The organism is Kosakonia oryzendophytica, assembly GCF_900094925.1.
Classification (GTDB): domain Bacteria; phylum Pseudomonadota; class Gammaproteobacteria; order Enterobacterales; family Enterobacteriaceae; genus Kosakonia; species Kosakonia oryzendophytica.
The window spans coordinates 175,987-202,940 of sequence record NZ_FMAY01000009.1; the positions used below are offsets into that span (position 1 = coordinate 175,987).

17 protein-coding genes and 1 pseudogene are annotated in these 26,954 nt (G+C 56.3%); 10 read left to right on the plus strand and 8 right to left on the minus strand.

The genetic code is table 11. The features are described 5' to 3' along the window. Positions 1-30 precede the first annotated feature (30 nt). The 5 genes from GA0061071_RS16305 to nifH are packed head-to-tail and all read right to left on the minus strand — an operon-like array spanning position 31 to position 4,938. Positions 31-693: a NifB/NifX family molybdenum-iron cluster-binding protein gene (locus GA0061071_RS16305; protein WP_061495723.1), complete on the minus strand. Its 663-nt coding sequence runs from the start codon at positions 691-693 to the stop codon at positions 31-33. Between the two features lie 11 nt (positions 694-704). Beyond that, positions 705-923, minus strand: a complete 219-nt coding sequence (nifT, locus tag GA0061071_RS16310; RefSeq protein ID WP_088237518.1) for a putative nitrogen fixation protein NifT — start codon at positions 921-923, stop codon at positions 705-707. 40 nt (positions 924-963) lie between these two features. Continuing rightward, complete coding sequence (nifK, locus tag GA0061071_RS16315) at positions 964-2,526, minus strand: nitrogenase molybdenum-iron protein subunit beta (RefSeq protein ID WP_061495727.1); 1,563 nt, start codon at positions 2,524-2,526, stop codon at positions 964-966. Positions 2,527-2,581: 55 nt separating this feature from the next. Next, positions 2,582-4,030 (minus strand): nitrogenase molybdenum-iron protein alpha chain, encoded by a 1,449-nt coding sequence (nifD, locus tag GA0061071_RS16320; protein WP_088237519.1) that lies wholly within the window; start codon positions 4,028-4,030, stop codon positions 2,582-2,584. A 26-nt stretch (positions 4,031-4,056) separates the two neighbouring features. Then, positions 4,057-4,938, minus strand: coding sequence for a nitrogenase iron protein (gene nifH / locus GA0061071_RS16325; RefSeq protein ID WP_061495732.1), 882 nt, complete (start codon positions 4,936-4,938; stop codon positions 4,057-4,059). A gap of 368 nt (positions 4,939-5,306) precedes the next feature. On the opposite strand from nifH, the gene nifJ reads away from it, so the two are divergent. From nifJ to GA0061071_RS16345, 4 genes are all read left to right on the plus strand, one after another. Continuing rightward, on the plus strand, positions 5,307-8,819 hold the full coding sequence (gene nifJ, locus GA0061071_RS16330) for a pyruvate:ferredoxin (flavodoxin) oxidoreductase (RefSeq protein ID WP_088237520.1): 3,513 nt from the start codon (positions 5,307-5,309) through the stop codon (positions 8,817-8,819). Positions 8,820-8,946: 127 nt separating this feature from the next. Further along, positions 8,947-9,444, plus strand: a complete 498-nt coding sequence (locus tag GA0061071_RS16335; RefSeq protein ID WP_088237521.1) for a cupin domain-containing protein — start codon at positions 8,947-8,949, stop codon at positions 9,442-9,444. Positions 9,445-9,657: 213 nt separating this feature from the next. Beyond that, on the plus strand, positions 9,658-11,148 hold the full coding sequence (locus GA0061071_RS16340; protein WP_088237522.1) for a GIY-YIG nuclease family protein: 1,491 nt from the start codon (positions 9,658-9,660) through the stop codon (positions 11,146-11,148). Between the two features lies 1 nt (position 11,149). Beyond that, positions 11,150-11,965: a coiled-coil domain-containing protein gene (locus tag GA0061071_RS16345; protein WP_088237523.1), complete on the plus strand. Its 816-nt coding sequence runs from the start codon at positions 11,150-11,152 to the stop codon at positions 11,963-11,965. Between the two features lie 11 nt (positions 11,966-11,976). On the opposite strand, the pseudogene GA0061071_RS16350 reads toward GA0061071_RS16345, so the two are convergent. Then, positions 11,977-12,867: pseudogene (locus GA0061071_RS16350) on the minus strand (LysR family transcriptional regulator). 100 nt (positions 12,868-12,967) lie between these two features. On the opposite strand from GA0061071_RS16350, the gene GA0061071_RS16355 reads away from it, so the two are divergent. Continuing rightward, positions 12,968-13,792 carry an SDR family oxidoreductase gene (locus GA0061071_RS16355; RefSeq protein ID WP_209446739.1) on the plus strand — a complete coding sequence of 275 codons (825 nt, stop codon included), beginning with the start codon at positions 12,968-12,970 and terminating at the stop codon, positions 13,790-13,792. On the opposite strand, the gene GA0061071_RS16360 is transcribed toward GA0061071_RS16355, so the two are convergent. Further along, complete coding sequence (locus GA0061071_RS16360; RefSeq protein WP_088237525.1) at positions 13,789-14,733, minus strand: zinc-dependent alcohol dehydrogenase family protein; 945 nt, start codon at positions 14,731-14,733, stop codon at positions 13,789-13,791. The two genes, GA0061071_RS16355 and GA0061071_RS16360, sit on opposite strands and share 4 nt — an antisense overlap. Positions 14,734-14,789: 56 nt before the next feature. Here GA0061071_RS16360 and bla point away from each other — a divergent pair, with 56 nt between their 5' ends. The 4 genes from bla (at position 14,790) to glgX (ending at position 22,487) form a co-directional block, all read left to right on the plus strand. Further along, complete coding sequence (bla, locus tag GA0061071_RS16365) at positions 14,790-15,659, plus strand: class A beta-lactamase (RefSeq protein ID WP_088237526.1); 870 nt, start codon at positions 14,790-14,792, stop codon at positions 15,657-15,659. 392 nt (positions 15,660-16,051) lie between these two features. Continuing rightward, positions 16,052-17,839, plus strand: coding sequence for a malto-oligosyltrehalose trehalohydrolase (gene treZ, locus GA0061071_RS16370; RefSeq protein ID WP_088237527.1), 1,788 nt, complete (start codon positions 16,052-16,054; stop codon positions 17,837-17,839). Continuing rightward, the gene (treY, locus tag GA0061071_RS16375; protein ID WP_088237528.1) at positions 17,836-20,346 is read left to right on the plus strand and encodes a malto-oligosyltrehalose synthase; all 2,511 of its coding nucleotides are present in this window, start codon (positions 17,836-17,838) and stop codon (positions 20,344-20,346) included. Before treZ ends, treY begins: the two co-directional genes overlap by 4 nt. A 65-nt stretch (positions 20,347-20,411) precedes the next feature. Continuing rightward, positions 20,412-22,487 (plus strand): glycogen debranching protein GlgX, encoded by a 2,076-nt coding sequence (gene glgX, locus GA0061071_RS16380; RefSeq protein WP_088237529.1) that lies wholly within the window; start codon positions 20,412-20,414, stop codon positions 22,485-22,487. Between the two features lie 39 nt (positions 22,488-22,526). On the opposite strand, the gene tehA is transcribed toward glgX, so the two are convergent. Further along, positions 22,527-23,480 (minus strand): dicarboxylate transporter/tellurite-resistance protein TehA, encoded by a 954-nt coding sequence (gene tehA, locus GA0061071_RS16385; protein WP_088237530.1) that lies wholly within the window; start codon positions 23,478-23,480, stop codon positions 22,527-22,529. A 386-nt stretch (positions 23,481-23,866) separates the two neighbouring features. Here tehA and GA0061071_RS16390 point away from each other — a divergent pair. Further along, positions 23,867-26,954, plus strand: a 3,088-nt coding sequence (locus GA0061071_RS16390) for a hypothetical protein (protein WP_139109670.1), incomplete at its 3' end; no start/stop codon positions are given.

Sequence of the window (26,954 nt, forward strand, 5' to 3'; positions counted from 1 at the left end):
ATCCCCCGCGAACGGGGGGATGAGAAGGCGTCAAAACACGCGCGCTTCCAGAGGGTTATCGCGCTCCAGTCGTTTAGCCAGCCAGGGGGGCAGCCGTCCGGCAAGCAGCGTTTTGAGCGCCTCGCACTGCGAGAGAAGGGTAAAACCCGGTGAGACTTTCATGGGGTGAATATTATGGCGGATCAGGCGCGCCGCAGCCGGGCCACCAATCGCTTCACAGAACAGCAGGTGGCAATCCTCCAGTAAGCGGGCGCGGCTCTCATTCGGCTCTTTATCTTCCTGACTGCCGGGGTAGCGACGTAAATCATGCAGCCAGTACCCCTGATCATCAAAAGCATAGATAAAGAACAGGCGGCCCTGACCAAAATGACCGTTGATCGTCAGGCCATCCTGCGAACAAAAAGCGGCAATTAACTGCGGACGCCGCGCGTCTGGCGCTTGCACAGTAAGATGCGCTGGTAATTCACCGCGCAGACAGGCTCTTACCCGGCTCCAGCGCCCTCTGGACATCAGTGCATGTGCATAGGGGAATCGCGCCTCCAGTTGCTGCGTATTCAGCGACGCCAGATAATCCGTGGTTAATGTCTCGTCGCGCTCGTCGGTCAGCCAGGCGACAATCTGCGCAGGTTGAAGCTCCGGCAAAGACTGAAACAGCGCCAGCATCCGCCAGAAAAGTCTGTCGTTGTCAAACATGGAACACCTCCTTACACCCGCGCATCGCGGGTGGCGCGCAAACTGATCGGAAACGCAGGGCGACCTGGCTGCTCATTCACGTAATAACGGCGTCCGCCCTCCAGAGAAAGCACGCCACCCCAGCGTTGGGCGGTGTCATGTTCGATGTGCAGAACCCGCGCTTCCAGATCCTGTTTGGCGATATAGCAGTAGAGATCGTTGCCACGCTGGCGAATGATAATGACTGGCATAGTGCCTCCCTGAGCCCCGTCAGTGACGGGGCTGTGATGGTTAACGGATAAGATCGAAGCTGTAGTCGGTTTTGCCAAGCTTGATGGTCTCTTTGTCCACTTTCTCCAGCACCGCGTTAACCAGCGTCGTCAGGATGCTCATCGCGCCTTCGTAGCCCCAGGTCGTCTGGCGGTGCAGATGATGGCGGTCAAACAACGGGAAGCCCAGGCGGATCAGCGGTACTTCAAACTGTTCGCCTTTAGCGAGGGTGTCGCGCTGAATGAACTTGCCATAGGAGTTGCCAATCATAAAATCCGGCTGGCGGGTGAACATCAGCGAACGGAAATGCCACAAATCGCAGTTGATAAAGACCTCGCTCTGTTGACCATACGGTGAGTCGTCGAGCATTTTCTTCATCGCTTTCTGCCAGCGCTTACTGCCGTTATGACAGAGGATCACCGTCGGTTCGCAACCCAGTTCCAGCAGGAAGCGGGTCAGCCCCATCACAAAATCCGGGTCGCCAAACAGACCGAATTTCTTGCCGTGCAGCCAGGTATGGGAGTCGAGCATCATATCCACCAGGCGGCCACGCTCCAGTGTCAGCGCATCGGCAATCGGCTTGCCGGTAAGCTGGCTGATGGTCATCAGCAGCGCATCGGTGCCCGCCAGGCCAATCGGTGTCGTGACCTCTGTCGCTGGCTGGTTCCACATCTCCTGCACCACTTTTTTGGTTTTCACCAGTTGCCAGGGTTGCAGCAGCAGTGTGTCGATAGCATCGGGTGCCTCGCGCATCTCCTGTTGCGTGGTACCGCCGGAATACATGTGGTAATGGCCATCCGCCGGGGTATCCAGCACCTCTGAAGGATCCGACAGCAGGCTACAGGGCACGTCCATCTGTTCCATCATGCGTTTCAACACGCGAAAATTACCCAGATAGGTTTCAAAACCGGTCACCAGATTGAGGCGCGGCAGCTTACCTGGCTGCCCCTGATAATCGGCGGTGAAGGCGCGGGCAAAACCCTCGAACATATTGTCCCAGCCAGTAATATGGCTACCGATAAAGCTCGGTGTGTGGGCGTATGGCACCGGAATGGCGGCATCAAGAAAACCGTCTTTTTTGGCGTTGGCAATAAAGGCCTGTAAATCGTCGCCGATCACTTCCGCCATACAGGTAGTGGAGACGGCGATGATCTCCGGTTTGTACAGTGCACTGGCGTTTTGCAGGCCGGTATTGAGGTTATTATTACCGCCGAACACGGCGGCATCTTCGGTCATGGAGTCCGATACGCAGGCCACCGGCTCTTTAAAGTGACGGTTAAAATAGGTGCGGAAATAAGCTACGCACCCCTGAGAACCGTGCACATAGGGTAGGGTATTGGCGAATCCCAGCGAACAGAGTACCGCGCCTAGCGGCTGGCAGGCTTTGGCGGGATCGATGGTCAGCGCTTCGCGTTTAAAGTTCAGTGCTTCGTATTCCGGTGTGGTCGTCCACTGGAACACTTCCTGCACCCGCTCCGGCGAGTGCGCTTCTTCCATTCCCCGTTTACCGCTAAACAACGTTTGGTAGGCATCCTGTTCGAACAGCGGATGACAGTTATGGATTTTCTCAACAGTTTGGCTCATGGTGTTCTCCTCCCGCGCCACAAATCGGTGAACAGACGGGATAGCAGGATAAAAGTCAGGCGGATTTCAGCCACGGCGCGGTCAACTGACCCCAGGCGGGATTGTTGAGCGTCATATCCATATCACGGGCAAAAATGGCGAAACCGTCATAGCCGTGGTACGGGCCGGAGTAATCCCAGGAGTGCATCTGGCGAAATGGCACGCCCATTTTCTGGAAGATGTACTTCTCTTTGATGCCGGAGCCGATCAGATCCGGCTTCAGGGCCTTAACGAACGCTTCCAGCTCATAACTGCTGGCGTCATCAAATAGCAGCGTGCCTTCTTTCAGCTCCGGCAGGGTGCGATCGTAATCGTCGTTATGAGCGAACTCGTAGCCTGCGGCGATGATCTCCATCCCCAGATCTTCATAAGCGCCTATCACATGACGCGGACGTAAACCGCCCATATAGAGCAGCACTTTGCGCCCCTCAAGACGCGGCCGGTATTTGGCGATGATGGCGTCATTTTGTGCCTGATAGCGGGCGATCACCGTTTCAGCATTGGCGCGAATGGTGTCATCAAACTGATCGGCGATTTTCCGCAGTGACTCGGCGATTTTGGTCGGGCCAAAAAAGTTGTACTCCATCCACGGAATACCGTGTTTTTCCTCCATATGACGGGAGATGTAGTTCATGGAGCGGTAGCAGTGCACGAGATTGAGCTTCACGAAGGGGGTATTTTCCATCTCCACCAGCGTGCCGTCGCCGGACCACTGCGCCACCACCCGTAATCCCATCTCTTCGAGCAGAATACGTGATGCCCAGGCATCGCCGCCGATGTTGTAATCACCGATGATTGCGACATCGTATGGGGTGGATTCGAACGGTTTACCCTCGCGGTTATCCAGTACCCAGTCGCGGATCACGTCATTGGCAATATGGTGCCCGAGAGACTGCGACACACCGCGAAACCCTTCGCAGCGCACCGGGATCACCGGTTTGTTCAGCACTTTACGGCTGGCGTTGGCAACGGCTTCAATATCGTCACCGATCAGGCCCACCGGGCATTCCGACTGGATCGAGATGCCTTTGGTCAGCGGGAACAGCATTTCCATCTCTTCAATCAGTTTGGTCAGCTTTTTGTCGCCGCCAAACACGATGTCGCGCTCCTGAAAATCAGAGGTAAAATTCAGCGTGCCGAAGCTGTCCACGCCGCTGACCCCGGTGTAGTAGTTACGCCGACCGGCGCGGGAGTACTGACCGCAGCCGATCGGGCCGTGTGAGATGTGGGCCATATCTTTGATCGGCCCAAACACCACCCCTTTAGAACCGGCGTAAGAACAGCCGCGCACGGTCATCACGCCGGGCTGTGACTTACGGTTAGAGATGATGCACTTACCGACGCTTTCCTGCTCCGGATCGGTGACCATCATGTGCTTTCTGCGTTCTTTGCGCGTCTTCTCCGGAAAAACCTCCAGCACCTCCTGGATGATGTCCAGATTACGTTCGCCTGTTGCATTGCTCATTGTGCTATTCCTTCGATCAGGAGGCCTCAGGCCGCGTTCTCTTCGGCGGCGGTTTTACCGATGATGCTGGTGTCTTCCACATCCATAATGCCGAACTCCATCAGCAGTGCTTCCAGCTCGTCCATGGTGCAGGGGGTCGGTACCACCATTTTGGTGTTGTTGACGATCTTGCTGGCCAGCGTGCGGTATTCATTCGCCTGTTTGCAGGTAGGGTCATACTCGATCACCGTCATACGACGGATTTCGGCGCGCTGCACGATGTTGTCGCGCGGCACGAAGTGGATCATTTGCGTGCCGAGTTTTTCCGCCAGTGCGATGATCAGCTCGTCTTCGCGGTCGGTCTGACGGGAGTTACAAATCAGCCCGCCGAGGCGCACCTTGCCGGATTTGGCATATTTAACAATGCCTTTGGAGATGTTATTGGCAGCGTACATCGCCATCATTTCGCCGGAGCAGACGATATAGATCTCCTGCGCTTTGTTTTCACGGATCGGCATGGCGAAACCACCGCACACCACGTCACCGAGCACGTCGTAAAACACGAAATCGAGGTCGGGAACATACGCGCCTTCTTCTTCAAGGAAGTTGATGGCGGTGATCACCCCGCGCCCCGCGCAGCCCACGCCTGGCTCCGGGCCGCCGGATTCCGCGCAGCGCACACCGCCGTAACCGATTTGCAGCACGTCTTCCAGCTCCAGGTCTTCCACGGAGCCGACTTCCGCCGCCATCTCCATAATGGTGTTTTGTGCTTTGGCGTGAAGGATCAAACGGGTGGAGTCGGCTTTCGGATCGCAGCCAACGATCATCACTTTTTTGCCCATCTCGGCGAGGGCAGCAACAAGGTTTTGTGTGGTGGTGGATTTACCAATACCGCCTTTACCGTAAATCGCACATTGACGCATGGTCATGGTGTTTCTCCTGTGGGTTGTGTGTTTGCCACATACCCTTGTGCAGGGAACATACCAGCCATGCCATATTTATTAATTAATTGATTATATTGGTTTTTATATTTTCGCTGCCTGAGCGGGAAGGGCAAAGAGTAAACAATCACCAGACCATTTGTATGAAACCGGACAATCGTGTTTGTTGGCGGCGGCGTGTGCCCGGTGCACGACACTTTGTCGGCTGTTCAACAGGATGTCGCTTTCACTGTCTTATTCCATGCAATGTTTTTTGTGAGATGCTTAGTAATCGCTTGTATTTCCACGAATAAATGAGCTGGCACAGGCTGTGCAATAGCCCACGGACCAGGCCTCTCACATTCGAGGAACGAGCAATGACCGGAAAGATGAAAACAATGGATGGCAACGCGGCGGCGGCATGGATCGCCTATGCCTTTACTGATGTCGCGGCGATTTACCCCATCACCCCCTCCACGCCAATGGCGGAATACGTGGATGAGTGGGCCGCCGCCGGTAAGAAAAACCTGTTTGGTCAGCCGGTGCGGTTAATGGAGATGCAGTCCGAAGCTGGTGCTGCCGGGGCGGTGCACGGTGCGTTACAGGCCGGGGCGCTGACCAGCACCTATACCGCCTCGCAGGGGCTGCTGTTGATGATCCCCAATCTGTATAAAATCGCCGGAGAGCTGTTGCCGGGGGTGTTTCATGTGAGCGCCCGGGCATTGGCGGCCAATTCGCTGAACATTTTTGGTGACCACCAGGATGTGATGGCCGTTCGCCAGACGGGCTGCGCCATGCTGGTAGAGAGCAATGTGCAGCAGGTGATGGATCTTTCGGCGGTGGCCCATCTGGCGGCCATTAAAGGTCGTGTGCCGTTTATCAACTTCTTTGACGGTTTTCGCACCTCCCATGAGATCCAGAAAATTGACGTGCTGGAGTATGACGAGCTGGCCCCACTGCTGGATACCGACGCGCTGGACCGTTTTCGCCGCAACGCCCTTAACCCCGATCACCCGGTGATCCGCGGTACGGCACAGAACCCCGATATCTATTTTCAGGAGCGCGAAGCGGCCAACCGCTACTATGCTGCGTTGCCGGATATTGTTGAAGGTTATATGGCGGAGATCGCCGCTATCACCGGGCGCGAATATCACCTGTTTGATTATTACGGCGCGGAAGACGCGGAACAAATCATCATTGCTATGGGGTCGGTGTGTGACACCGTTTCCGAAGTGGTGGATGCGCTGATCGATAGCGGGGAGAAAGTCGGGCTGGTGACGGTCCATCTGTTTCGCCCGTTTTCACTGGCGCACTTTTTTGCCAGTATCCCGCAGAGCGTGAAGCGTATTGCTGTGCTCGATCGCACAAAAGAGCCGGGTGCGCAGGCCGAACCCTTATGTCTGGATGTAAAAAACGCCTTTTACCACCACGACAACGCGCCGCTGATTGTAGGGGGGCGTTATGCGCTGGGGGGCAAAGATGTGTTGCCGGGACATATTGTGGCGGTATTTGAAAACCTGAAAAAACCGTTACCGAAGGATGGCTTTACGGTGGGGATTTTCGACGACGTCACTCACACCTCATTGCCGTTGCCCATGCAGGATGTACAGGTCTCCCGCGAAGGGATCACCGCCTGTAAATTCTGGGGACTGGGCTCAGACGGCACGGTCAGTGCCAACAAAAGCGCCATCAAAATTATTGGCGATAACACGCCGATGTATGCGCAGGCCTATTTTGCTTACGATTCGAAAAAATCCGGCGGCATTACCGTCTCCCATTTGCGCTTTGGCGAGCGTCCCATCACCTCGCCGTATCTGATCCACAAGGCTGATTTTATCGCCTGTTCACAGCAATCCTATGTCGATAAATATGATCTGCTGGAGGGGTTAAACCCCGGAGGAACCTTTCTGCTGAACTGCACCTGGTTCGGCGAGGATCTGGAGGCGAACCTGCCCAACAGCATGAAGCGTTATATTGCCCGCCAGGGCATCCGTTTTTACACCCTGAATGCGGTGGATATCGCGCGCAAACTGGGGCTGGGTGGGCGTTTCAATATGCTGATGCAGTCGGCATTTTTTAAGCTGGCGGGCATTATCGACCCGCAAACCGCCTCACAGTATTTAAAACAGGCGGTAGAAAAATCGTACGGGCGTAAAGGGCAAAAGATCGTTGAGATGAACAACGCCGCCATCGATCTGGGGATGGAAGCGATTCACGAAGTGATGGTGCCGGAACGTTGGGCGACGCTGGAGGAGGAACGGCCTACGGATACCCGGCTACTGCCGGATTTCATCCGCGACATCCTTGAGCCGATGAACCGGCAGAATGGCGACACACTGCCGGTCAGCGCGTTTATCGGCATGGAAGATGGCACCTTTCCAACCGGCACCGCCGCCTGGGAAAAACGCGGCATCGCCCTGCAAGTGCCGGTCTGGCAACCGGAGGGCTGTACGCAGTGTAATCAGTGCGCGTTTATCTGCCCGCATGCCGCCGTGCGCCCGGCCTTGCTCGATACGGACGAACGCGAATCCGCACCGACGGCGCTGCTGAGTAAGCCAGCGCAGGGGGCGAAAGGGTATGAATACCATCTGGCGATTTCACCGCTGGATTGCTCCGGCTGCGGCAACTGCGCGGATATCTGCCCGGCGAAGGGCAAAGCGCTGAGTATGCAGCCGCTGGAGAGCCAGCGGCATATGGCGGCTATCTGGGATCATGCGCTGGGACTGTCGCCAAAAGCCAATCCGTTTAACAAAACCACGGTTAAAGGCAGCCAATTTGAAACGCCGCTGCTGGAGTTCTCCGGCGCGTGCGCTGGTTGCGGCGAGACGCCGTATGCCCGGCTGATCACGCAGTTGTTTGGCGATCGGATGATGATTGCCAATGCCACCGGCTGTTCTTCCATCTGGGGAGCCAGTGCGCCATCGATCCCGTGGACCACCAACCACAAAGGTCAGGGGCCCGCCTGGGCTAACTCGTTGTTTGAAGATAATGCTGAATTTGGCTTAGGGATGATGCTCGGTGGGCGGGCAATACGTGAGCAAATCGCCAGCGACGTGACCGCAGCGCTGGTCGCGCCGGTCAGTTCCGCGTTGCAACAGGCGTTACGCGCGTGGCTGGAGCATAAAGAGAGTGCGGAGGGCAGTCGCGAGCGTAGCGAGCAACTGAGCGCGCTGCTGGCGCAGGAAAAAGGCGAGGATGTTTTGCTTAACCGTCTGTATCAAAACCGCGACTATTTTACCCGCCGTTCCCAGTGGATCCTCGGCGGTGACGGGTGGGCGTATGACATTGGGTTTGGTGGGCTGGATCATGTACTCGCGTCAGGCGAGGATGTGAATATTCTGGTGTTTGATACCGAGGTCTACTCCAATACCGGCGGTCAGTCCTCGAAGTCGACGCCGGTGGCGGCGATTGCCAAATTTGCCGCAGAAGGCAAACGCACACGTAAAAAGGATCTTGGCATGATGGCGGTGAGCTACGGCAATGTGTATGTCGCACAGATCGCGATGGGAGCGGATAAAGCGCAAACCTTACGGGCGCTTGCCGAAGCGGAAGCCTGGCCCGGGCCGTCGCTGGTGATCGCGTATGCCGCCTGCATTAATCATGGCCTGAAAGCCGGGATGGGGTGCAGCATGCGTGAAGCCAAACGGGCGGTGGAGTCCGGTTACTGGCACTTATGGCGTTACAATCCGCAACTGGCAGCAAAGGGCAAGAATCCGTTTATGCTCGACTCTGAAGAGCCGGAAGAGGATTTCCGTGAGTTCCTGATGGGCGAAGTACGCTATGCCGCGCTGGCGCGGACATCGCCTGAGCTTGCCGGGCAACTGTTTGAGCAAACCGAACAGGATGCGAAGCTGCGCTTTGCGCAGTACCAGCGACGGGCGGGGGAATAGACCGCTTGCCGGATGGCATTGCTGCCATCCGGCGACCAACCTCTACGATGCGATGCTGGCGGAGAACATTGACAGGCAGAATGGGGTGTTTCAATACTGAAGGGAACGCTTTTTTCAGGAATCCTCTATGAATGACAAAACGCTGCCACCCTTTGTTATCCGCAATTTCAACGAGATTGAGATGGAGACCTTTGTCCGCCCGCCGTTGTACGAGTCGCGCGGGGGATCGCTGACCAACGGCACCGCTGCCACTAAGCTTGGCGCATCAATAGATATTTTGCCGCCGGGTAAACGCGCCTGCCCGTTCCATTTACACCATGCGCAGGAGGAGATGTTTATCGTGCTCAACGGTAGCGGCACCTTGCGCATTGGCGATGAGTTACGCGCCATTAAAGAGGGCGACGTTATCTGCATTCCGCCGGGTAAAAACTGGCCGCATCAGATTATTAATACGTCCGATCAGCTTCTGCGTTACCTCTCTATCAGTACCCTGGAAAGCCCGGAAATCTGCGAGTACCCCGATGCGGATAAATTTCTCGCCCGCGCCCGGGTTGACGGGCGCGACACCTTCCGCCGGGTGGATTTTAACGGCGAAGGTGTGGATTACTGGGAGGGGGAAGCATAATACCAGGCGTTGACTCCTGTTCAGCAATCGTCGCCCATCGAGGCGGCGAACTGCGCTTGCCTTGTGGGTACCCGCGCTGGAGCGCGGGGCTACGGGAACTGATAGCTGTGTTACGTCAGCAAATGGCGTAAGCTGAAGGACTTATTTTCGTTATGCCATTTGCATAACGGCACATTGATTACACACGAATGACACTAAAGGTTCACACAGCCTATGTCTGATATATCCTCATCACCGCTCCATGAAGCGTATCCACAATTACAGACGCTGGATCCTCTGGCCAACGCGATCATTGATAAAACCGTCGATAATGTCACCCGAAAACTGGTGGCGGGTTACCGCAATAAACGGAATTCTCAACCGGGTGCGAACAACCCCAAAATAGCCGTCACCGTGGCAGACACCCTGGAAGCAACGTCTGCGCAAAGCGTACTGGAAGTCGCCAACCGTGGGGTGAACTGGAAAGAACTCATTGTTAAAACATTCAGCCACGGTATTTCATCGATCGCCTCCATGAAGTTTGATGGTGAATTTACCGTCACAAACGGTGTGGCCGATGGGCTGAAAAATGTTCCCGACACGCCGGGGGTCTATGTCGTTTTTAATAAAGAGGGCGTGGCGCAATATATTGGTGATGCGGCCAAATTACGCACACGCTGGATTGCCGGTCATTTAAATGAAAATAAACAAGCCGAACGAAATGGAAAGCCCTATAAGCTGGCTGACGAGTTCAGTGAAGGGTGCACGGTAAAATTTATCAGCGTCGATTCGGTTGAAACGGCGGCGGCGATTGAAGCGCATATCCTGAAAACGGAAATGCCGCCGGTGAATAAAAAAGAGGAACTGAAAAACGAGCAGGGCACCCGTTCTAACATTGAAGCAAAAAAAATGAAGGACAAGCTGGATAGCGCCGCTACCCTGGCTGTCGGCGCGGCGAAAGAAGCCGCGCTAAATGTCGGATGGGACGTGTTCGAACGGCTTGCCACCACCATGATCAAGGCGCTGAAAGATGAAATGGTGGATCTGTTTATCACCTCAAAAGCACTGCTTCGTGTTCGATTAACGCGCTTTCTGGATACGGTCTGGGGTGTCATTAAGCAGTACATTGAAGCCCCGCTGTCGATTCTGAAAGGCATCTTTGAATTCGTGCTTAACGCGTTGAGTCAGGCGATCGGCAAAATCTACCAGTTGGCGAAAAATATCTACGAACTGGGCATGTCGGCGATGGCATTGGTAAAAGGCGCGAAAACGATGACGCGCCAGCAGATGATTGATAAAGCCTCTGAGATCATTATTACCAGCGGCGTTCTGATCTTCTGGGATGCGCTGGAGCCGATTATCGAGTCCGGCATTACGGGTTTATTTGCGCCGCTTGCGCCTTTTGCGCCGTATATCTCCTCATTGCTGTGCGCGATTGGCTTTGGTGTGACCAGCCACTATTTATCGTCATTTGTGCCACAGGTCTTAACGCTGGTCGCCAATACCGAGCCGCAATTTATTGAGGCGGGGCGTAAAACACATCAACAGTTGCTGGAAAATATGGAAGCCAATGAAAGTCTGCTGACGGAAATCACGGCATATGCCCGTTCGTCCGTGGCGTTTATTGATGAGACGCGCGCGCAAACGCAACAACTTCAGTCGCGGGTAGTAAAACTGACGCGTTTTTCCATTGCCGATGATTTAGCCAAATTAAAAGGACAGTAATGTGACTGCTTTATTGCCAGCCATGCCAGCGCGCCAGCATCCCGTTGCCCATTTTCGTCACAATATTGATGCGTTGCTCCTGCGTCTGAACGACGAATTCGAGAAGACGAAAGATGTGCAGGGTGAAGTTGCCGCCTTTAATGAACGCGGTTTTTTTAGTCGCTGGACGGGGTCTATCACGACGCAAAATGACACCGATTTGGCCGGTATGATCGCAAGCCTTGGCGGCAGCCTCAGCGTGACGCAAGAGGTGTTGCGTTGCCTGTTGCAGATCAACGCAGAGAAAAACCAGGCGCTGAAAGGGTTTCATGCCGCAATTGTGGACAAATTGCAGGATCTGGAATCGAACGATAGCGCTTTTGATATGAGCGTACGGGAAAACTTCACGCTGCTGCTGGAGCATCTGAAAGAGCAGGTTGAAGATAAGCTCGCGCAGGCAAACCTGGTTGAAGAGCACGCTCGAGCGCTGGAAACACACCATGACCAGCTCACTACTTTTCAGCGCGATATGGCGCAACAGCAGCGCCAGTATCAATATCTGGTTGAGCAACTTCATGAACTGGAAACGAATAACGAAACATATGCCCGGCAAGTGAATCAGTGCAAAAGCGAACTGGCAGCGGTAAAAAACAGAGCGGAGGGTATAGAACGTAAATTGGTCGCACTTGAGCAACAGTTTGCTGAAAATACGCTGCACTGCAACACGCTCGCACGCACCATGCGTAAGAACCGACCGGGCTTCAGGGACCTGTTATTGTTCGCCTCTTCGGCAGGAGTGGTTGTTCTGGGCTGGATGCAGTTTGCTCACACGCTATAAACTGCAGGCGGCTAACTCGCTTCGCGGATGGCTGTAATAAACGCCTGCAACGTCGCCGGGATCTGGCGGTGGCTGGAGTAGTAAAGGCACAGCCCTTCAATGGGCGGGCACCAGGACTCCAGCACCAACACGGCGTCTCCCTGCGCAATGGCCTGGCGGGCGTAAGGCTCCGGTACAAACGCAATGCCGAGGCCTTTTACCGCCGCTTCAACCATCAGCGCACTGTTATCGAGACACAGATTTCCGGGCACATCCACTAACAGCGGTTTGTGATGGTCCATCAATTCCCAGCGGTAGCGCTTGCCGCCAGGAAGGCGCTGGCAAATGCAGCGGTGCTGATGCAGATCCTGCGGTGTTTGCGGCGTTCCGGCCTAGCTGAGATAGCCCGGCGAGGCAATAGCGATAAAACGGATCGGGCCACCAAACGGCACAGCAATCATATCCTGGGGCACAGATTCTGCCAGGCGCACCCCCGCATCGAACCCTTCTGCCACAATGTCCACCAACCGGCCTTCGGTGACCAGATCCAGCGTCACATGCGGATGCGTATGCAGAAATCCTTCCACGACATGCTGCAACAACCAGCGTGCGCCGCCTTCGTTGGCATTGATCCGCAACGTTCCGCTCAGCGTCTGCGCACCAAGACGCGTGGCATCGAGTACGTCGTCCAGTTCGTTCAACAGCGGTTGTAACCGTTGCAACAGCGCCGCGCCATGCTGTGTGAGCGAGACGCTGCGGGTGGTGCGGTGCAGTAGTCGGGCGTTTAGCTGGCTTTCCAGCGAACGCATCGCGTGGCTTAGCGCGGAACGGGAAACTCCCAGTTCATTGGCGGCACGCTGAAAACTACGATGCCGGGCAACCAGCACAAAGGCGTTTAAATCACTCAGAGCGGGCGGTTTCATTGTTGAAAATGTCTCACCATATCATGCGCATTGTTGTGACTTATCATAGCACTGGCGACGACTTACGCTAACAGACGTTGAGTTGACGACGAGGTATGTGATGAAAAACTGGCTGATTACCGGGGCCTCCTCCGGTCTTGGATTGTTGATGACGCGTAAGCTGTTAGCGCGGGGTGACAAGGTTGTGGCGTGTGTTCGCCGCCCAGCGTCGCTGGACGAACTGTATGCACACTATGGGGAACGATTAATCGTATGCTGTTTTGATATGACGGACACCCCTGCGATGCGCGATGCACTGACGGTCGCCTTTACCGCCTGTGGCCGTATCGATTATGTGGTGAGCAACGCCGGTTATGGCCTGTTTGGCGCGGCGGAAGAGATAAGTGATGCGCAAATCGAACGGCAGATTGCCACCAATCTGACCGGATCGATTCAACTGGTGCGCGCGGTGTTGCCGTGGTTGCGGGCGCAGAACGGCGGGCGGATTGTTCAGATCTCCTCGGAAGGCGGGCAGGTGGCCTACCCGAATTTCAGCCTTTATCACGCCAGCAAATGGGGTATTGAAGGGTTTATGGAGTCGGTTGCGCAGGAAGTGAAACCTTTTGGCATCGATATTGTGATTGCGGAACCCGGCCCGACGGCGACCGGGTTTGGTCAGGGGCTGGATCATGCAACCCCGCTGGCCGTCTACGATGAAACACCGGCTGGTGAAGTGCGACGGGCGATTGCCAGCGGTGCGTTTGACATTAAAGGTGACGCTGAACGCACGGTTGATGCCTTGATCAAGGTGGTGGAAATGCCACAGCCACCGTTCAGGGTGCCGCTTGGCAGCATCGCTTACCACCACCTGACGGCGTCGCTTTCCGCACGGCTACAGGAGATTGAACGCCAGCGTGAAGTTGCCTGTTCTGCCGATCGGGATTAGCGCATCTCCAGCAGCGGTTTGGCGGTTCTGCCTGGTGTCTGGTAGAACCGCACGGCCGCCTGCCACTGGTGCAGATCGAACCGTTCTGCATCACTGATGCGGCTGCGGCGCAGGTACGCCCAGAGCATGCGGAATGCCTCCTGCCACTTTGCGGCGGGCAGGGTCTTGAGATAATGACGAACATGAAACCAGTGCACCACAGGCAAATGCTGGCGAAGAGAGAATGGCTGTCCGGAAAGCAGGCCGTAGCTGATAAATTGCCCGCTATGCGGCATGGTGTCCAACAGATGTTGTGCCAGCGCGCCGCCGGTGGCGTCATACACCCTTTCCGCATTACCGGCCGCCTGCGCAATGGCCGCGCTTTCGGTTTCCAACAGGGGTTTGATGCCGCTGGCCGCGAGTCTGTCGGCATGGATCGCCGAGCGATAAATACCGGTCACGCTCAGTGCGCCTTGCTGTAAGGCCCATTGCGCGAGAAAACCCGCGCAGTCCGACCCTGCTGCCGTGACGATGACATGCCTGCCGACGGGCGGGTAGTGTTGCAGCATCAATAATGCCGCCAGCGGGTTGATATAGGCTCTGGCGGCAAGTGTATCGTCAATCTCCTCCGGCACGGGAATGGCGAAGGCCGCCGGGCAATCAACATAGTGCTGCCATGTTCCTTCGCCGCGTAAAGGCAACACCCGTCTTCCCACCAGATGTGCAGCAGTGGCGGGCGCCTGAGTCACCACGCCCACGCCTTCATAGCCTGCGACCGCAGGCAGGGTGATGCGGTGGCGGTACGCGCCCGTTACCGGGATCAAATCCGAGGCATTCACCGGGGCAAACGTCATTTTGACACGCATATTCTCTGCCGCCAGTGGCCCCGTTTCGCGCTTTTCACTTTGTAAACGCACCAATGGGTCGCCAAAATTTCGGTACACTATTGCGGTGTTGTACATGCTTTGCACTCTGTTATGCCGGTCGCTAACGTTAAACACTGTAAAGGATTATACCTATGTTTTTCCCGAAGAAATCCCTCTGCTCTCTGCTGCTTTCCGGCGTCTGCGCCGCAAATGCCGCCACCATTGATAACGCGACGTTGACAGCAGTTGCCCGCTTGCAGGAAGCGCATTTAGGCGCGCGTATTGGTATTGCCGTGGTGGATATCGCCAGCGGAGAAACGGTGAGTTATCGCGGTAATGAACGCTTTCCGCTGAACAGCACCTATAAAGCGCTGCTGTGCGGAGCGTTGTTGAGTAAAGCCGACAAAGGTGAATTGTCGCTGAATGACACCACGCAGTTCAGCCAAAGCGAACTGGTGGAGTATTCGCCTGTCACCAGCAAATTCGTTGCGCCAGCGACCATGAGCTGGCAACAACTGTGCAGCGCGGCCGTCAGTGAAAGTGACAACACGGCGGCCAACCAGGTGACGAAAAAGCTCGGGGGGCCGGCGGCGATAACGCAGTTTATTGCCTCTTCGGGTGACAGTGTCACGCGACTGGATCGCTATGAACCTGAGCTGAATAGCGCCATTCCGGGCGATTTACGCGATACCACCACGCCACTTGCTGTGAGCAAGACCCTGCAAAAATTGGCGCTGGGTGATGTGTTAACGCCGCGCTCCCGCGCGCAACTGGTGCAGTGGATGCGCGACGATAAAGTGGCTAATCCGCTGTTGCGTTCGGTGTTGCCAGCAGGCTGGGAGATTGGCGATAAAACCGGCGCCGGTGCCAATGGTTCGCGTTCCATTATCAGCATCGTCTGGCCGCAAAAAAATAAACCCCAGATCGTATCCATTTATATAACGGAAACCAACGCAACGATGGCGCAAAGTAATGACGCCATTGCCCGAATCGGCACGGCAATATTTACTGCAACGCGTTAATAAATCGGCAGAGGATAACCTCTGCCGCTACCTGACGTTAAATAATATTCTCCCCCGAATGACCCGCAAAAAATAACACGCCATGGATAATGGTTAAGCCGCATACATATCCTCACCCACGCGTTAACGTAAAAGAGGCGTGAAATAACAGGATTATTTTGGGCATGATTTCGCAACTGTGGGTGAAAACCTCAATCAACGGGATGATGGCAGGCAACGTCAGTCGCCGTTGGGCGAAGAAACACCGTCCCGCAGGTATCGTGAAGCGAAAACCATGGAAGAAAAACAGCAGCAGTAACGCACTTTCCGCCCGGTGTCGTCGGGTGGCTTGCCTCAGGCCTTGCAAATTATCGTCTATGATTGTTCTTCATGGCACGTGGAGAGGTAATTGCATGGCGTCGATAGCGTTTCGCAAAGGTTGGGGTGCAGAGTACGTTGCCGATGGTAGCGTGCATTTTCGCGTATGGGCAACCGGGCAGCAGCGCGTTGCCCTGCGGCTACCCACCGGCGATCGGGACATGCAGCGGCATGACGATGGCTGGTTTGATATCACTGTCGCTAATGTGCCGCCGGGTACGGCGTACCAGTTTGTGCTTGCTGATGGGATGGCGATCCCCGATCCCGCTTCCCGCGCGCAATCCTCCGGGGTTAACGGCCCCTCTGTCGTCATCGACCACACTCGTTACCGCTGGCAACACCCACACTGGGCGGGCCGTCCGTGGGAAGAGACGGTAATTTACGAACTGCATATAGGGACGTTTACACCACAGGGAACATTTCGTGCAGCGATGGAAAAACTGCCGTACCTTGCACAGCTTGGCATCACCCTGATTGAAGTGATGCCGGTTGCCCAGTTTGGCGGTAACCGTGGTTGGGGGTATGACGGTGTGTTGCTGTATGCGCCGCATGCGGCCTACGGCACGCCGGATGATTTCAAAGCCTTTATCGATGCCGCTCACGGTTACGGTCTGTCGGTGGTGCTGGATATTGTGCTCAATCATTTCGGACCCGAAGGGAATTATTTACCTTTGTTGTCGCCGGACTTTTTCCATCAGGAGCGCCACACCCCTTGGGGGGCGGGGATCGCCTATGACGTTGACGCAGTGCGGCGTTATATCGTTGATGTTCCCCTTTACTGGCTCAACGAGTTCCATCTCGACGGGTTGCGGTTTGATGCTATCGATCAGATTGAGGACAGTGCGCAACCGCCCGTGCTGGTGGAGATCGCCCGCCGCATTCGCGAGGAAATCACTGACCGTCCTGTCCACCTGACCACCGAAGATAGCCGCAATATCATCGCGCTGCACCCGCGCGCGCCAGACGGGGCGGTGCCACTGTTTACCGCCGAATGGAACGATGATGTGCACAATGCCGCCCACGTTCTTGCGACGGGCGAAACGCACGCCTATTACCAGGATTTTGCCGACAAACCGCAAAACTGGCTGGCGCGTGCGCTGAGCGAGGGGTTTGCCTTTCAGGGTGACATCGCGCCGTCGACGGGAAAACCGCGCGGTGTGGATAGCCGTGCCCAGCCGCCCGTGGCGTTTGTCGATTTTATGCAGAACCATGATCAGACGGGCAACCGCGCCCAGGGGGAAAGACTGATTACCCTCGCGGGCGCGGCACGTGCGCGCGTCCTGCTCGCCGCACTGCTGTTTTCACCACACATCCCGCTATTGTTTATGGGCGAAGAGTATGGCGAGACGCATCCTTTTCTGTTTTTTACCGATTTTCAGGGCGATCTGGCGCGTGCTGTACGGGAAGGGCGAGCACAGGAATTTAAAGGCCATGCCGGGCACGATGGAGAAACGGTTCCCGACCCAAACGCCGTCGAGACGTTTACCCGCTCGCAGCTTGACTGGGGAGCATTAGAGCAGCAGGCCGCGCAGAGGTGGTTAACTCAAACCCGTGATTGGCTGGCGTTGCGGCAAAAACATGTGGTGCCGTTGCTGAGCCGTGCACAAGGCCACTGTGGCGAGGTGTTAGCGACCGCGCCGGGTTTTGTGGCCGTCTGTTGGCGTTTGCCCCAGGGCACATTATCGCTGGCGTTCAATGTGGGGGCGACACCGCAACCACTGCCGCATTTACCCGGTAACACGCTGGCCGCTTGGCCTGCTGAGCACGATGATCTGCCGCCGGATGCCTTCATTGTTCGTCTGGATCAGGGAGACCACCTGTGAATATACCGACCGCGACCTACCGTTTGCAGTTTCGCAATGGCATGACGTTCGGGGGGGCAACCGCGTTGATTCCGTATCTGAAGCGGCTGGGCATCAGCCATCTCTACGCCTCTCCGGTATTTACCGCCACACCCGGTTCAACGCACGGTTATGATGTGACGGATGCAAATGAACTCGATCCGGCACTTGGCGGGCGTGAAGGGTTTGACCGCATGGTCAGCGCCTTAAAAGCCGCGGGAATGGGACTGATTCTGGATATTGTGCCCAACCATATGGCAGCTTCGCTGGACAATGCCTGGTGGCGCGACGTCATTGCCCGGGGCGAAAAGAGCGCGTATGCCCACCATTTCGATATCGACTGGTCGCAGCGGCTGACGCTGCCTTTTCTGGGCGATGATTTCGACACGGTACTGGAAAACGGTGAGTTGTCGGTGCAGGCCGATCCCGTAACCGGGCAGCCTGCGCTGGTTTACTACGACAATTTTTATCCGCTGGTGGCAGGAAGCTGGCAGGGCGAAGCGCACGCCATTCTGGGGCTGCGCGACAAGGCGCAGCTCGCCGCATTGCATGACCGCCAGCCCTGGCGTTTGATGAGCTGGCGCGATGCGCCCAATTCGCTCTCTTATCGCCGCTTTTTTGAAATCACCGGGCTGGTCGGCGTGCGCGTGGAAGATGAGACGGTGTTTGCCGATACCCATGCGCTGATCCTTGAACTGGTGCGTAGTGGCGCGGTGGACGGTTTACGCATCGACCACATTGACGGGCTGGCGGATCCGCAAGGTTATCTGACGCGGTTACGCCAGCATGTTGGCCCGGACTGTTATCTGACCGTGGAAAAAATCCTCGGCAAGGGTGAACAGCTCCCTGGCGACTGGCCGGTTTCCGGCACCACCGGCTATGAGTTTATTGCTGCGCTGTCGGATGTGTTGGTAGACGATGCGAATATTGATCGGTTACGCGATGCCTGGCATGCACAGCTCGGCCGAACAGTGGATATGCGGTCAGAACTGCGTGCGGCAAAGCTGCTGATGGTGGACCGCAATTTCAACGGAGAATTCACTGCGCTGCTGTCGCTTGCCCTGGCGATGGGACGTCGCGAAGCCCCGGCGCTGCCAGAGAGCGCGGTGCGCCAGGCGCTTCGCGAATTACTGATCGCATTTCCTGTTTATCGCACGTATGGCACGGCGCAAGGTCTGCCCGCAGCAGACGCGGCGCTGCTCCATAAGATGATGGACAACATTCAGCGCGGTCCGCATGCAGTGGATCCGCAGGCTCTCGACTTTCTCGCCGCTGTTTTAGCGGGCCGCGTGGCGGAAAGCGTGGCGAGTGAGGCGACGCGTTTTCGCACCCGTTTTCAACAACTGACCGGGCCGCTGATGGCCAAATCTGTCGAAGATACGCTGTTTTTTCGCCAGAACATGGATCTGGCGCTCAACGAGGTGGGTGCGGAGCCCTTGCCGCGCACTTTCTCACTGGCGCGTTTCCATGCGGAGATGAAGACCCGGCTCGCGCAGCAACCGGATGCGCTCTCTGCGACCTCGACGCACGACACAAAACGCGGGGAGGATGCCAGGGCGCGGCTCTATACGCTGACGGAAGCCCCCGAATACTGGGCTGAGTGTGTGGCGCGCTGGCGACAGATGAATCAGGCGAACGTGGTGCAACTTGACGACGGCCCCGCGCCGCGCCCGGCGGTGGCGTGGATGATTTATCAGGCGCTGGCGGGCGTCTGGCCGGTTGATCTGCAAGCCGATGACGCCGCAGGTTTACAGGCACTGGAAGAGCGGTTTGTGACATTTGTTGAGAAAGCGCTGCGTGAAGCGAAACAGCGTACCGACTGGATCGAGACAAACGATGCTTATGAGCAGGCGGTACTCGACTATGCACGCCACTTGTTGTCACCGAACAACCGTGCGTTTTTGCAGGACTTTGTCACCTCACTCCAGCCGTTTATTCGTGCCGGGCTGGTGAATAGTCTGACGCAAACCGTGATTAAGTTAACCGCGCCCGGTGTGCCGGATATCTACCAGGGCAGTGAAGCGCTCAATTTCAGTCTGGTGGATCCGGATAACCGGCTGATGCCGGATTACGCAGAACTGGAACAGTTGTTGATGGCCGAAGAGCAGGCCGACCCTCATTCACAGGAAAGCTGGTCGAGCGGCCAACTGAAGCAGTTTTTTATCTATCGGCTGCTGCATTTACGCCAGCAGATGCCACGGCTGTTCCGCCGTGGCGATTATCTGCCGCTCACCGTTTCAGGTGAGCAGTCCGACAATCTGATCGCGTTCGCCCGTGTTGAAAACCAGCAGGCGTTGATCGTCCTGGCGCCGCGTCTGCTTTTTGGCGCGCTGGACGGCAGCCTGGCGGGTGCCAGCATTGTGTTACCCCCACAACTGGCGAACCGGCAGTATCGGGACATTCTCAGCGGTGAAGCGATTTTTTTGACCAACAGCGTGACACTGCGATCGGTCGGCGGGTTTACGTTCGCCGTGCTGGTAAGTGCATAAAAGAAAAGAGTGCAAGTCGCACTCGTTATCTCAGGTGAGAGTTTACAGGCGATAAAGAGGAATCTATGTCTGATGGTAAACGCTTTTACATCACGGCAGGGCATGGCCAACAACTCGGTGCAAACTTCGACGGCGAGGGCGTCAATTTCGCCCTGTTTTCAGCGCATGCGCAACGTGTGGAACTCTGTTTGTATGATCCCAGCGGTAAGACGGAGATAGCCCGGCTGGATCTCCCGGAAAATACCCATGAGATCTGGCACGGCTATGTTCCTGGCTTGCAACCTGGCGCGCTTTACGGCTACCGGGTACATGGTCCGTTCGACCCGGAAAATGGGCATCGCTTTAACCCGCACAAATTATTGATTGACCCCTATGCCCGTGAGATTGTCGGCGACATTCAGTGGAATGCTGCACATTATGCCTACGAACTGGGGCATGAAGATAAAGACCTCACATTTGATACGCAAGACAGCGCGCCGTTTACGCCCCGCTGTCGGGTTATCGATCCCTTTGCTTTTGACTGGCAGGATCAGGCTCGACCCACCATTGCCTGGCCGCAGACTGTGATATACGAGACCCATGTCAAAGGGTTTACACAGCTAAATCCCTTGCTGCCAGCGGAGCTTCGCGGCACCTTCGAAGGGATGGGGCATCCGGCATCGGTGGATTACATCAAAAGCCTTGGCATTACCGCTGTCGAGTTGTTGCCGGTGCATTGGTTTCCGGACGATCAGCATTTACTGGACAAAGGTCTGCGCAATTTCTGGGGTTATAACACGCTCGGTTTCTTCGCCCCGGCGACGCGCTATTACGGACCGCGGGGTATTCAGGGGGTACGCGATATGGTGCGGGCATTTCATGACGCGGGTATCGAAGTGATCCTCGACGTGGTTTACAACCATACGGCAGAAGGTAATGAACTGGGGCCAACGCTCTCCTTTAAAGGCATCGACAACTTCTCCTATTACCGTACGCTGCCCGATCAACACCGTTATTACATTAATGACACCGGTACGGGTAACACGGTCAATACGTCTCATCCCAGAGTGTTGCAAATGGTCATGGATTCGCTGCGTTACTGGGCTGAATCAATGCATATCGACGGCTTTCGTTTTGATCTGGGCACGATCCTTGGGCGTGAGCCGGAAGGGTTTGACCAGCGCGGCGGCTTTTTCGATGCCATGACGCAGGATCCGCTGTTGTCGAAACTGAAGCTGATTGGTGAGCCCTGGGATATTGGTCCGGGCGGTTATCAGGTGGGTGGCTTCCCGCCGGGCTGGGCGGAGTGGAATGACAAATACCGTGACACGTTGCGGGAATACTGGAAAGGCGACAATGTATCGACGGATTTCGCCGCTCGTTTGCTGGGCTCCGGTGATTTATACGATCAGCGCGGACGTCGCCCATGGGCGAGTGTCAACTTCATTACTGCGCATGATGGTTTTACGTTAAACGACCTGGTGTCATACAACGAAAAACATAATGAGGCCAACGGTGAGGAGAATAAGGACGGGCACAATGACAACCGTTCGTACAACTACGGTGCAGAAGGGGTAACGGAGGATGACGGCATCAATGCTGTGCGTGAGCAGCAAAAACGCAACTTCCTGGCAACGTTGTTCTTTTCCCACGGGACACCGATGCTGCTGGCCGGGGATGAGTTTGGTCGCAGCCAGCAGGGGAACAATAACGGCTACTGTCAGGATAGCGAAATTTCCTGGATCCACTGGGATGCCCAGCAAGGGAACGGCGAGCTGCTGCTGGAATTTACCCGGCAGGTGATTGCGCTGCGCGCATCGCAACCGCTACTGCGCCGTGAAAACTGGCGCGATGGTATGGTTATACAGTGGTACAACGCAGGCGGCGGTGAACAGCTTCCCGAACAGTGGGATGAAGGCTCGACGCTGGGTGTCTATATCAGCCGCCCGGACCTGCAAACGACGCCGGGTATCTGGCACGATGTGCTGATGCTCTTTAATCCCTTTGAAGGGACGGTGCCGTTTTGCATTCCACAGATCGGTGAAGGGGGCTGGGTGCTGGAGTTATCCACGGCGGATACGGAAAAACACGGGTTCGTCATCACCGGCGAGCACGATTTTGAACTGGTAGGGCGCAGCCTTGCGCTGTTCCGGCGCCCTTAATAAACGCGCGCCGGGTGGAACAAGCCTGGCGCGCTCTTCTTATCCCCGAACCAGTAACTTTCCGCGAATCAGCAAAAGAAAGGTTTTCACCATCAATAACGCGATCACCAGGTTGGCGCCGATAAACAGTGGGAACGCCATCCAGTAAAGCGCACCGCCGGGTGCGGCATGACCAATCTTAATGGCGTTGGTGGCCAGCGACGCGACGCCGAACGAGAAGCTCCAGAATGACGGGTTAAATGTCTGGGCGCTGTACCAGGGAAGCAGGCGGATCATAAACAGCATTTGCAACAGGCCATAGCCGAACAACAGTTTGGCGAAGACATCCGCCTCGCCACCGTTGACGCTTAACCAGGCGCTACAGGCGACAAAGGCTGGAGCCATCTGAATACCCAGCGACGTACGGACAGCCGGGGGCATCTCATCCAGGTTGCGCATCCGGCTCAAAATAGCAGGTTCCAGGCTCAGCCAGGAAAACAACCCCGCGCCAAGAAACAGGATCCCAACATCGTTGAAGCCCAGCGCACCGCAAGCCATGGCGCTGATAAAATTATTGGCGACAGTGGGCAAATAGAGGCCCGGTGTGGTGGCTTCTTTCGGGTGTTTACCGCGCCACAACCCGGCAGTTTGCCAGGCGGAGTAGGCGAGCTGCACCGTCACGGCCACGATAAAAAGCGCGAAGGCGAGGGGATAATTCCACGGAACTATGCCGATGGCCACCAGCATAGACGTTGCCGGGGCCAGGCTCACAAAGCTGCTTTTCAGTGGATGGGTTATCTCTTCCAGCAGGGTGTGACGATGGCGCACTAACCGGACAAGAAAGGCCGTCATCAGTACCGCCCAGATCACGATGGCGAGGAGGATAAGCGTGGTGGCGGGGATGATACTGACAGGCCAGATTGTGGCGGCAAAGCGCCAGGAAAAACCCAGTCCGATAATACCCAGCACGATACCGAAATAACCGGCGGGCAGATTTAGGGGTGATTTTTTCATCACCTTACTCCTGAGGAAATGGAACCTGTATTGAAACCGCAGGCATTATAAATGATATTTTGTTTGCATGTTTGCTTTATCGCCTGGGATCGTCTCCTTAGCGCGTTTTTTCATCACGGTACAGGGTGTTTTATTATTCATTTTTATAAAACACACTCAATATTCCCCTGCATTAAAATTAATAAAATAAGTAATTATAAGAACGTTGTTATTTAATTTATTAAGTTACGCTTTTCATTATTTTTATCTTCCGGGCTAGCGGTGTTACCTATTATCAATTATCAGATGAAATATCTGATTTTGTCCGTTCGTTGGTATCAATTGTCACCCAGTTATTTATTCTTAAAACATTAGCGTGCTGTTTCAATTCAATAACAGGAGGCGTCGTGCCTGCATATGCCCGTGTCTCCCAATCAGTAACTGCTGAACATGTGTCTGATGCCGTCCGGGACATGGCATCGCCGCAGTGGCACCCGGAGGAGGATGATCTTCCTGCCACGCGCAGTGCCGGTAGCGCCTTTCGCGGAATGTTATGGCAGATGACGGCAAATATTGCCCGCAATACCTTCGATGAACTCCTCGACAGTTACGCCGGGGCCGCTGAAGCCTGGCAGGGCCTGGTACGTCTGGACACACAGAGTCTTGACTGGGAGGAACTGCTGCGCCAGGCCGCCGAGGCGATGCTGCAACATGAGACATTGCTTCCCCCCGGCATTCGTGAGCAAGTACGTGAAAGCGCCCAATTTGTGCTGCGCTTCGTCGCGTTTTATCAGGAACAGAACGACGTGGCAGACAGGGGCGAACTCGCCACGCTCATGACGCGCTATAGCGATATTTTCCCGGAGGGTGGGGTTAAGGCGGTACAGGACTTGCTGTTTATTTTGCAACATGCCCGGCGTGTTTCTCAGGGAACACTGCCACAGAGGTTGCAGTCGGTGCATGACATGCTCGGCTCCGACTTACTGCATTCATTGCCCTTTGCAGCGCAACTGCGTGTGAATATTGCGGCAATTATCACCGCATCAGGTTACTGGCAGATGGCAGAAACGCTCTGGGAAGAGACACAGCAGATCAATGCCAGCGCGGGATCCGTAACAGAAAAAATGCAGCAGGTTGCTGCGCTGTTGCTGCGTCAACAACCCTACCTCCCCGTTGAATGGCAGGAGGCAGTGGGGGTTATCAGCGCTGTGCAACGGCAGGTGGCTGCACTGCTGGCACAGCCGGAAGGCAGTGAGAGTTCTATGCTGGAACGCACGCAGCGGGTGTTGCAGTCACTGAGTTCGCTGGTGAACTCGCCAGTGGTGGCAGCATGGTTGCCGGGTCTTATCCGTGAGCACCTGGACGCGTTGTTCAACCAGGGAAGGCTGATCGTGGGGGCGTTAAACAGCCTGCTCTCTGGCGGTCATTCCTTGTCGTTCGAGGATTATCTGGCGCAGGTGCTGGCGCTGGGTGATGCCATTGCGCCGGAACTCTTAACCCCATTGCGGACACTGGCGACACAAATCCGCCACATCGTTGCGCCGTGGCAGGATGCCACATTCCCGACGTGGCCAGAACCGGCGACGCCTGCGGCCATGCTGGGGTGGTTGCAGAGTGTGTTAATGCACCCGCTGTTTCGCGAAACCGTGCTACCCCGGTTGCCGGAGGAATACCGTCAGGCACTGACCAGCGCACTGCACTTGAGTCAGCAGGCGGGTACGTTTCCGGTGCAGGGCACAACCCATGAACAATTACAGTGGCTGCTTACACAGATCCATAATCCGGATTTGCGACAACTGATGGCACAGGCCGGACTGGAAACATATCTCACCACCCTGAGGGAGCAACTGAGTGGCGATGCGGCGTCAGAGTTGTTCAGTCTGTTTCTGCAACTAATTAACCCGAACCAGACCGTGGCCCAACGGCTGGGAAATCTTATCGCCGGTATTTTTCGCGGTAGCGTACTGACGGGGGCGGTGAGTGCGGGGTTACGCTGGATGCCAGGTGGCCAGGTGCTGGAGCCGCTGTTCCGGCTCGGTATGCACTGGTATCAGCGCACCCTTCTGGCGCCGACATGGGCCGCGACGCTCGGTAATTTTTTACGGGTTGTGCAGGAAGACCTCTCCGGCAACGTGCTGGTGATGGACCTGGTGGCCCGTCTGACCGGCGTCATGCCGCCGTCGGCGGCGGAGGCCATGCGCACACTGCAGACCATTCACGCGTTCCAGCTACAACGCGATCTCACCACGCCGGATGATACGCTGCGCTGGGTACTGGCTGGTGCGGTGCACTATCCCGAACTGAAACCCTGGTACCAGAACTACCTTAACCTGATGCTTGCCTGGTCGGTGAAAAAGATCCTCGAAAGCAGAGATGTGCGCACGCAACAACAAGAGGTGGCACATCTGCAGGCGTGGTTATCGGAGCCGGAATGGCAGCTCTGGCCTGGCGTGGCGCAGCTTTCCGCTTTGCTGCCGTTACTGCCACTGCTGCCGGCGATCCGCGAAGAGCTGGGTGAACGGACCCTGCCCACGGGGAACTCGTGGCTGGAATGGAGCGCCGCGGTTGCCGATATCCTTGCTGTCAGCGAGCACCCGGCGCTGCAGCAGGTACGCCGGCAACTGGAGCAGAACATTGAGGCATGGATAAGCGATACCCTGCTGCAGGCAATGACCGGCGACGCCAGGAGAAGGCCGCTCACCTCACGGCGGCTGCCGGAGCGCTGGAGCATGGCGGGTATCTCGCCTGAAGGCATGCGGGAAGAGGGGGATATCTGGCTCAGCGGCGGCGAGATGTTCATTCGCGAGCAGGGACGCATGTATCGCGTGGAGCCGGATGCGGAACACGGCGTGCTGCGACTGATAAAACCCGGAGAGACACACGCCAGTGGGGCATCGCCGCGCGTGCTGCGTGAAGACGGACGCTGGCGGCTTGACCTCCGTCCAGCCGCTGGTCTGCCAGGCGGCAGCCCGGTAGCCGGTATGGACATGAGCGGAGGTATTATCCGCCTGGGCCAGGATGACATGGACTGGCTGGCTTCAGAAGAGACACAGCGGGTGGCAAAAGTCGCGACAGGCGTGGGGCTGGGGATCTGGTGGCTGGGCACATTGTATGCGTTCTGGCGCAGCTACCATCAGCCGGCACCAGCCTCTTACCGCGCAGCGCCACAGGAAGCTGCGCCAGCGCAACCTCCGTCGCATGAGGCCGCCGCACGTCTGCTGAACCCGCCGGTAACAGAGACCGTGGTGGAGATGGGCGAGCCCCAAAACACCGATACAACGCCGGGCCGCTGGCAGCGTGCTGCCGCGCTGGGCAGGCGCTATCGCGTACCGCTGGGTATGACCGCGCTGGGGGCCATCTCCAGTGCGGCGTATTTACAGTGGCTGTTGCGAAACCCGGAGCAGGACGTTCTGAGCGAAGAGGATTTGACAGCGTTGCAGGCCGTGCTGGCGCAGAGGGATTACCAGATAGTCATTGACCTTCCGCAGCCGGAAA

Coding starts and splice junctions, on each gene's coding strand:
- GA0061071_RS16305 (WP_061495723.1), bottom strand. CDS start 693: ATGTTTGACAACGACAGACTTTTCTGGCGGATGCTGGCGCTGTTTCAG.
- nifT (WP_088237518.1), bottom strand. CDS start 923: ATGCCAGTCATTATCATTCGCCAGCGTGGCAACGATCTCTACTGCTAT.
- nifK (WP_061495727.1), bottom strand. CDS start 2,526: ATGAGCCAAACTGTTGAGAAAATCCATAACTGTCATCCGCTGTTCGAA.
- nifD (WP_088237519.1), bottom strand. CDS start 4,030: ATGAGCAATGCAACAGGCGAACGTAATCTGGACATCATCCAGGAGGTG.
- nifH (WP_061495732.1), bottom strand. CDS start 4,938: ATGACCATGCGTCAATGTGCGATTTACGGTAAAGGCGGTATTGGTAAA.
- nifJ (WP_088237520.1), top strand. CDS start 5,307: ATGACCGGAAAGATGAAAACAATGGATGGCAACGCGGCGGCGGCATGG.
- GA0061071_RS16335 (WP_088237521.1), top strand. CDS start 8,947: ATGAATGACAAAACGCTGCCACCCTTTGTTATCCGCAATTTCAACGAG.
- GA0061071_RS16340 (WP_088237522.1), top strand. CDS start 9,658: ATGTCTGATATATCCTCATCACCGCTCCATGAAGCGTATCCACAATTA.
- GA0061071_RS16355 (WP_209446739.1), top strand. CDS start 12,968: ATGAAAAACTGGCTGATTACCGGGGCCTCCTCCGGTCTTGGATTGTTG.
- GA0061071_RS16360 (WP_088237525.1), bottom strand. CDS start 14,733: ATGTACAACACCGCAATAGTGTACCGAAATTTTGGCGACCCATTGGTG.
- bla (WP_088237526.1), top strand. CDS start 14,790: ATGTTTTTCCCGAAGAAATCCCTCTGCTCTCTGCTGCTTTCCGGCGTC.
- treZ (WP_088237527.1), top strand. CDS start 16,052: ATGGCGTCGATAGCGTTTCGCAAAGGTTGGGGTGCAGAGTACGTTGCC.
- glgX (WP_088237529.1), top strand. CDS start 20,412: ATGTCTGATGGTAAACGCTTTTACATCACGGCAGGGCATGGCCAACAA.
- tehA (WP_088237530.1), bottom strand. CDS start 23,480: ATGAAAAAATCACCCCTAAATCTGCCCGCCGGTTATTTCGGTATCGTG.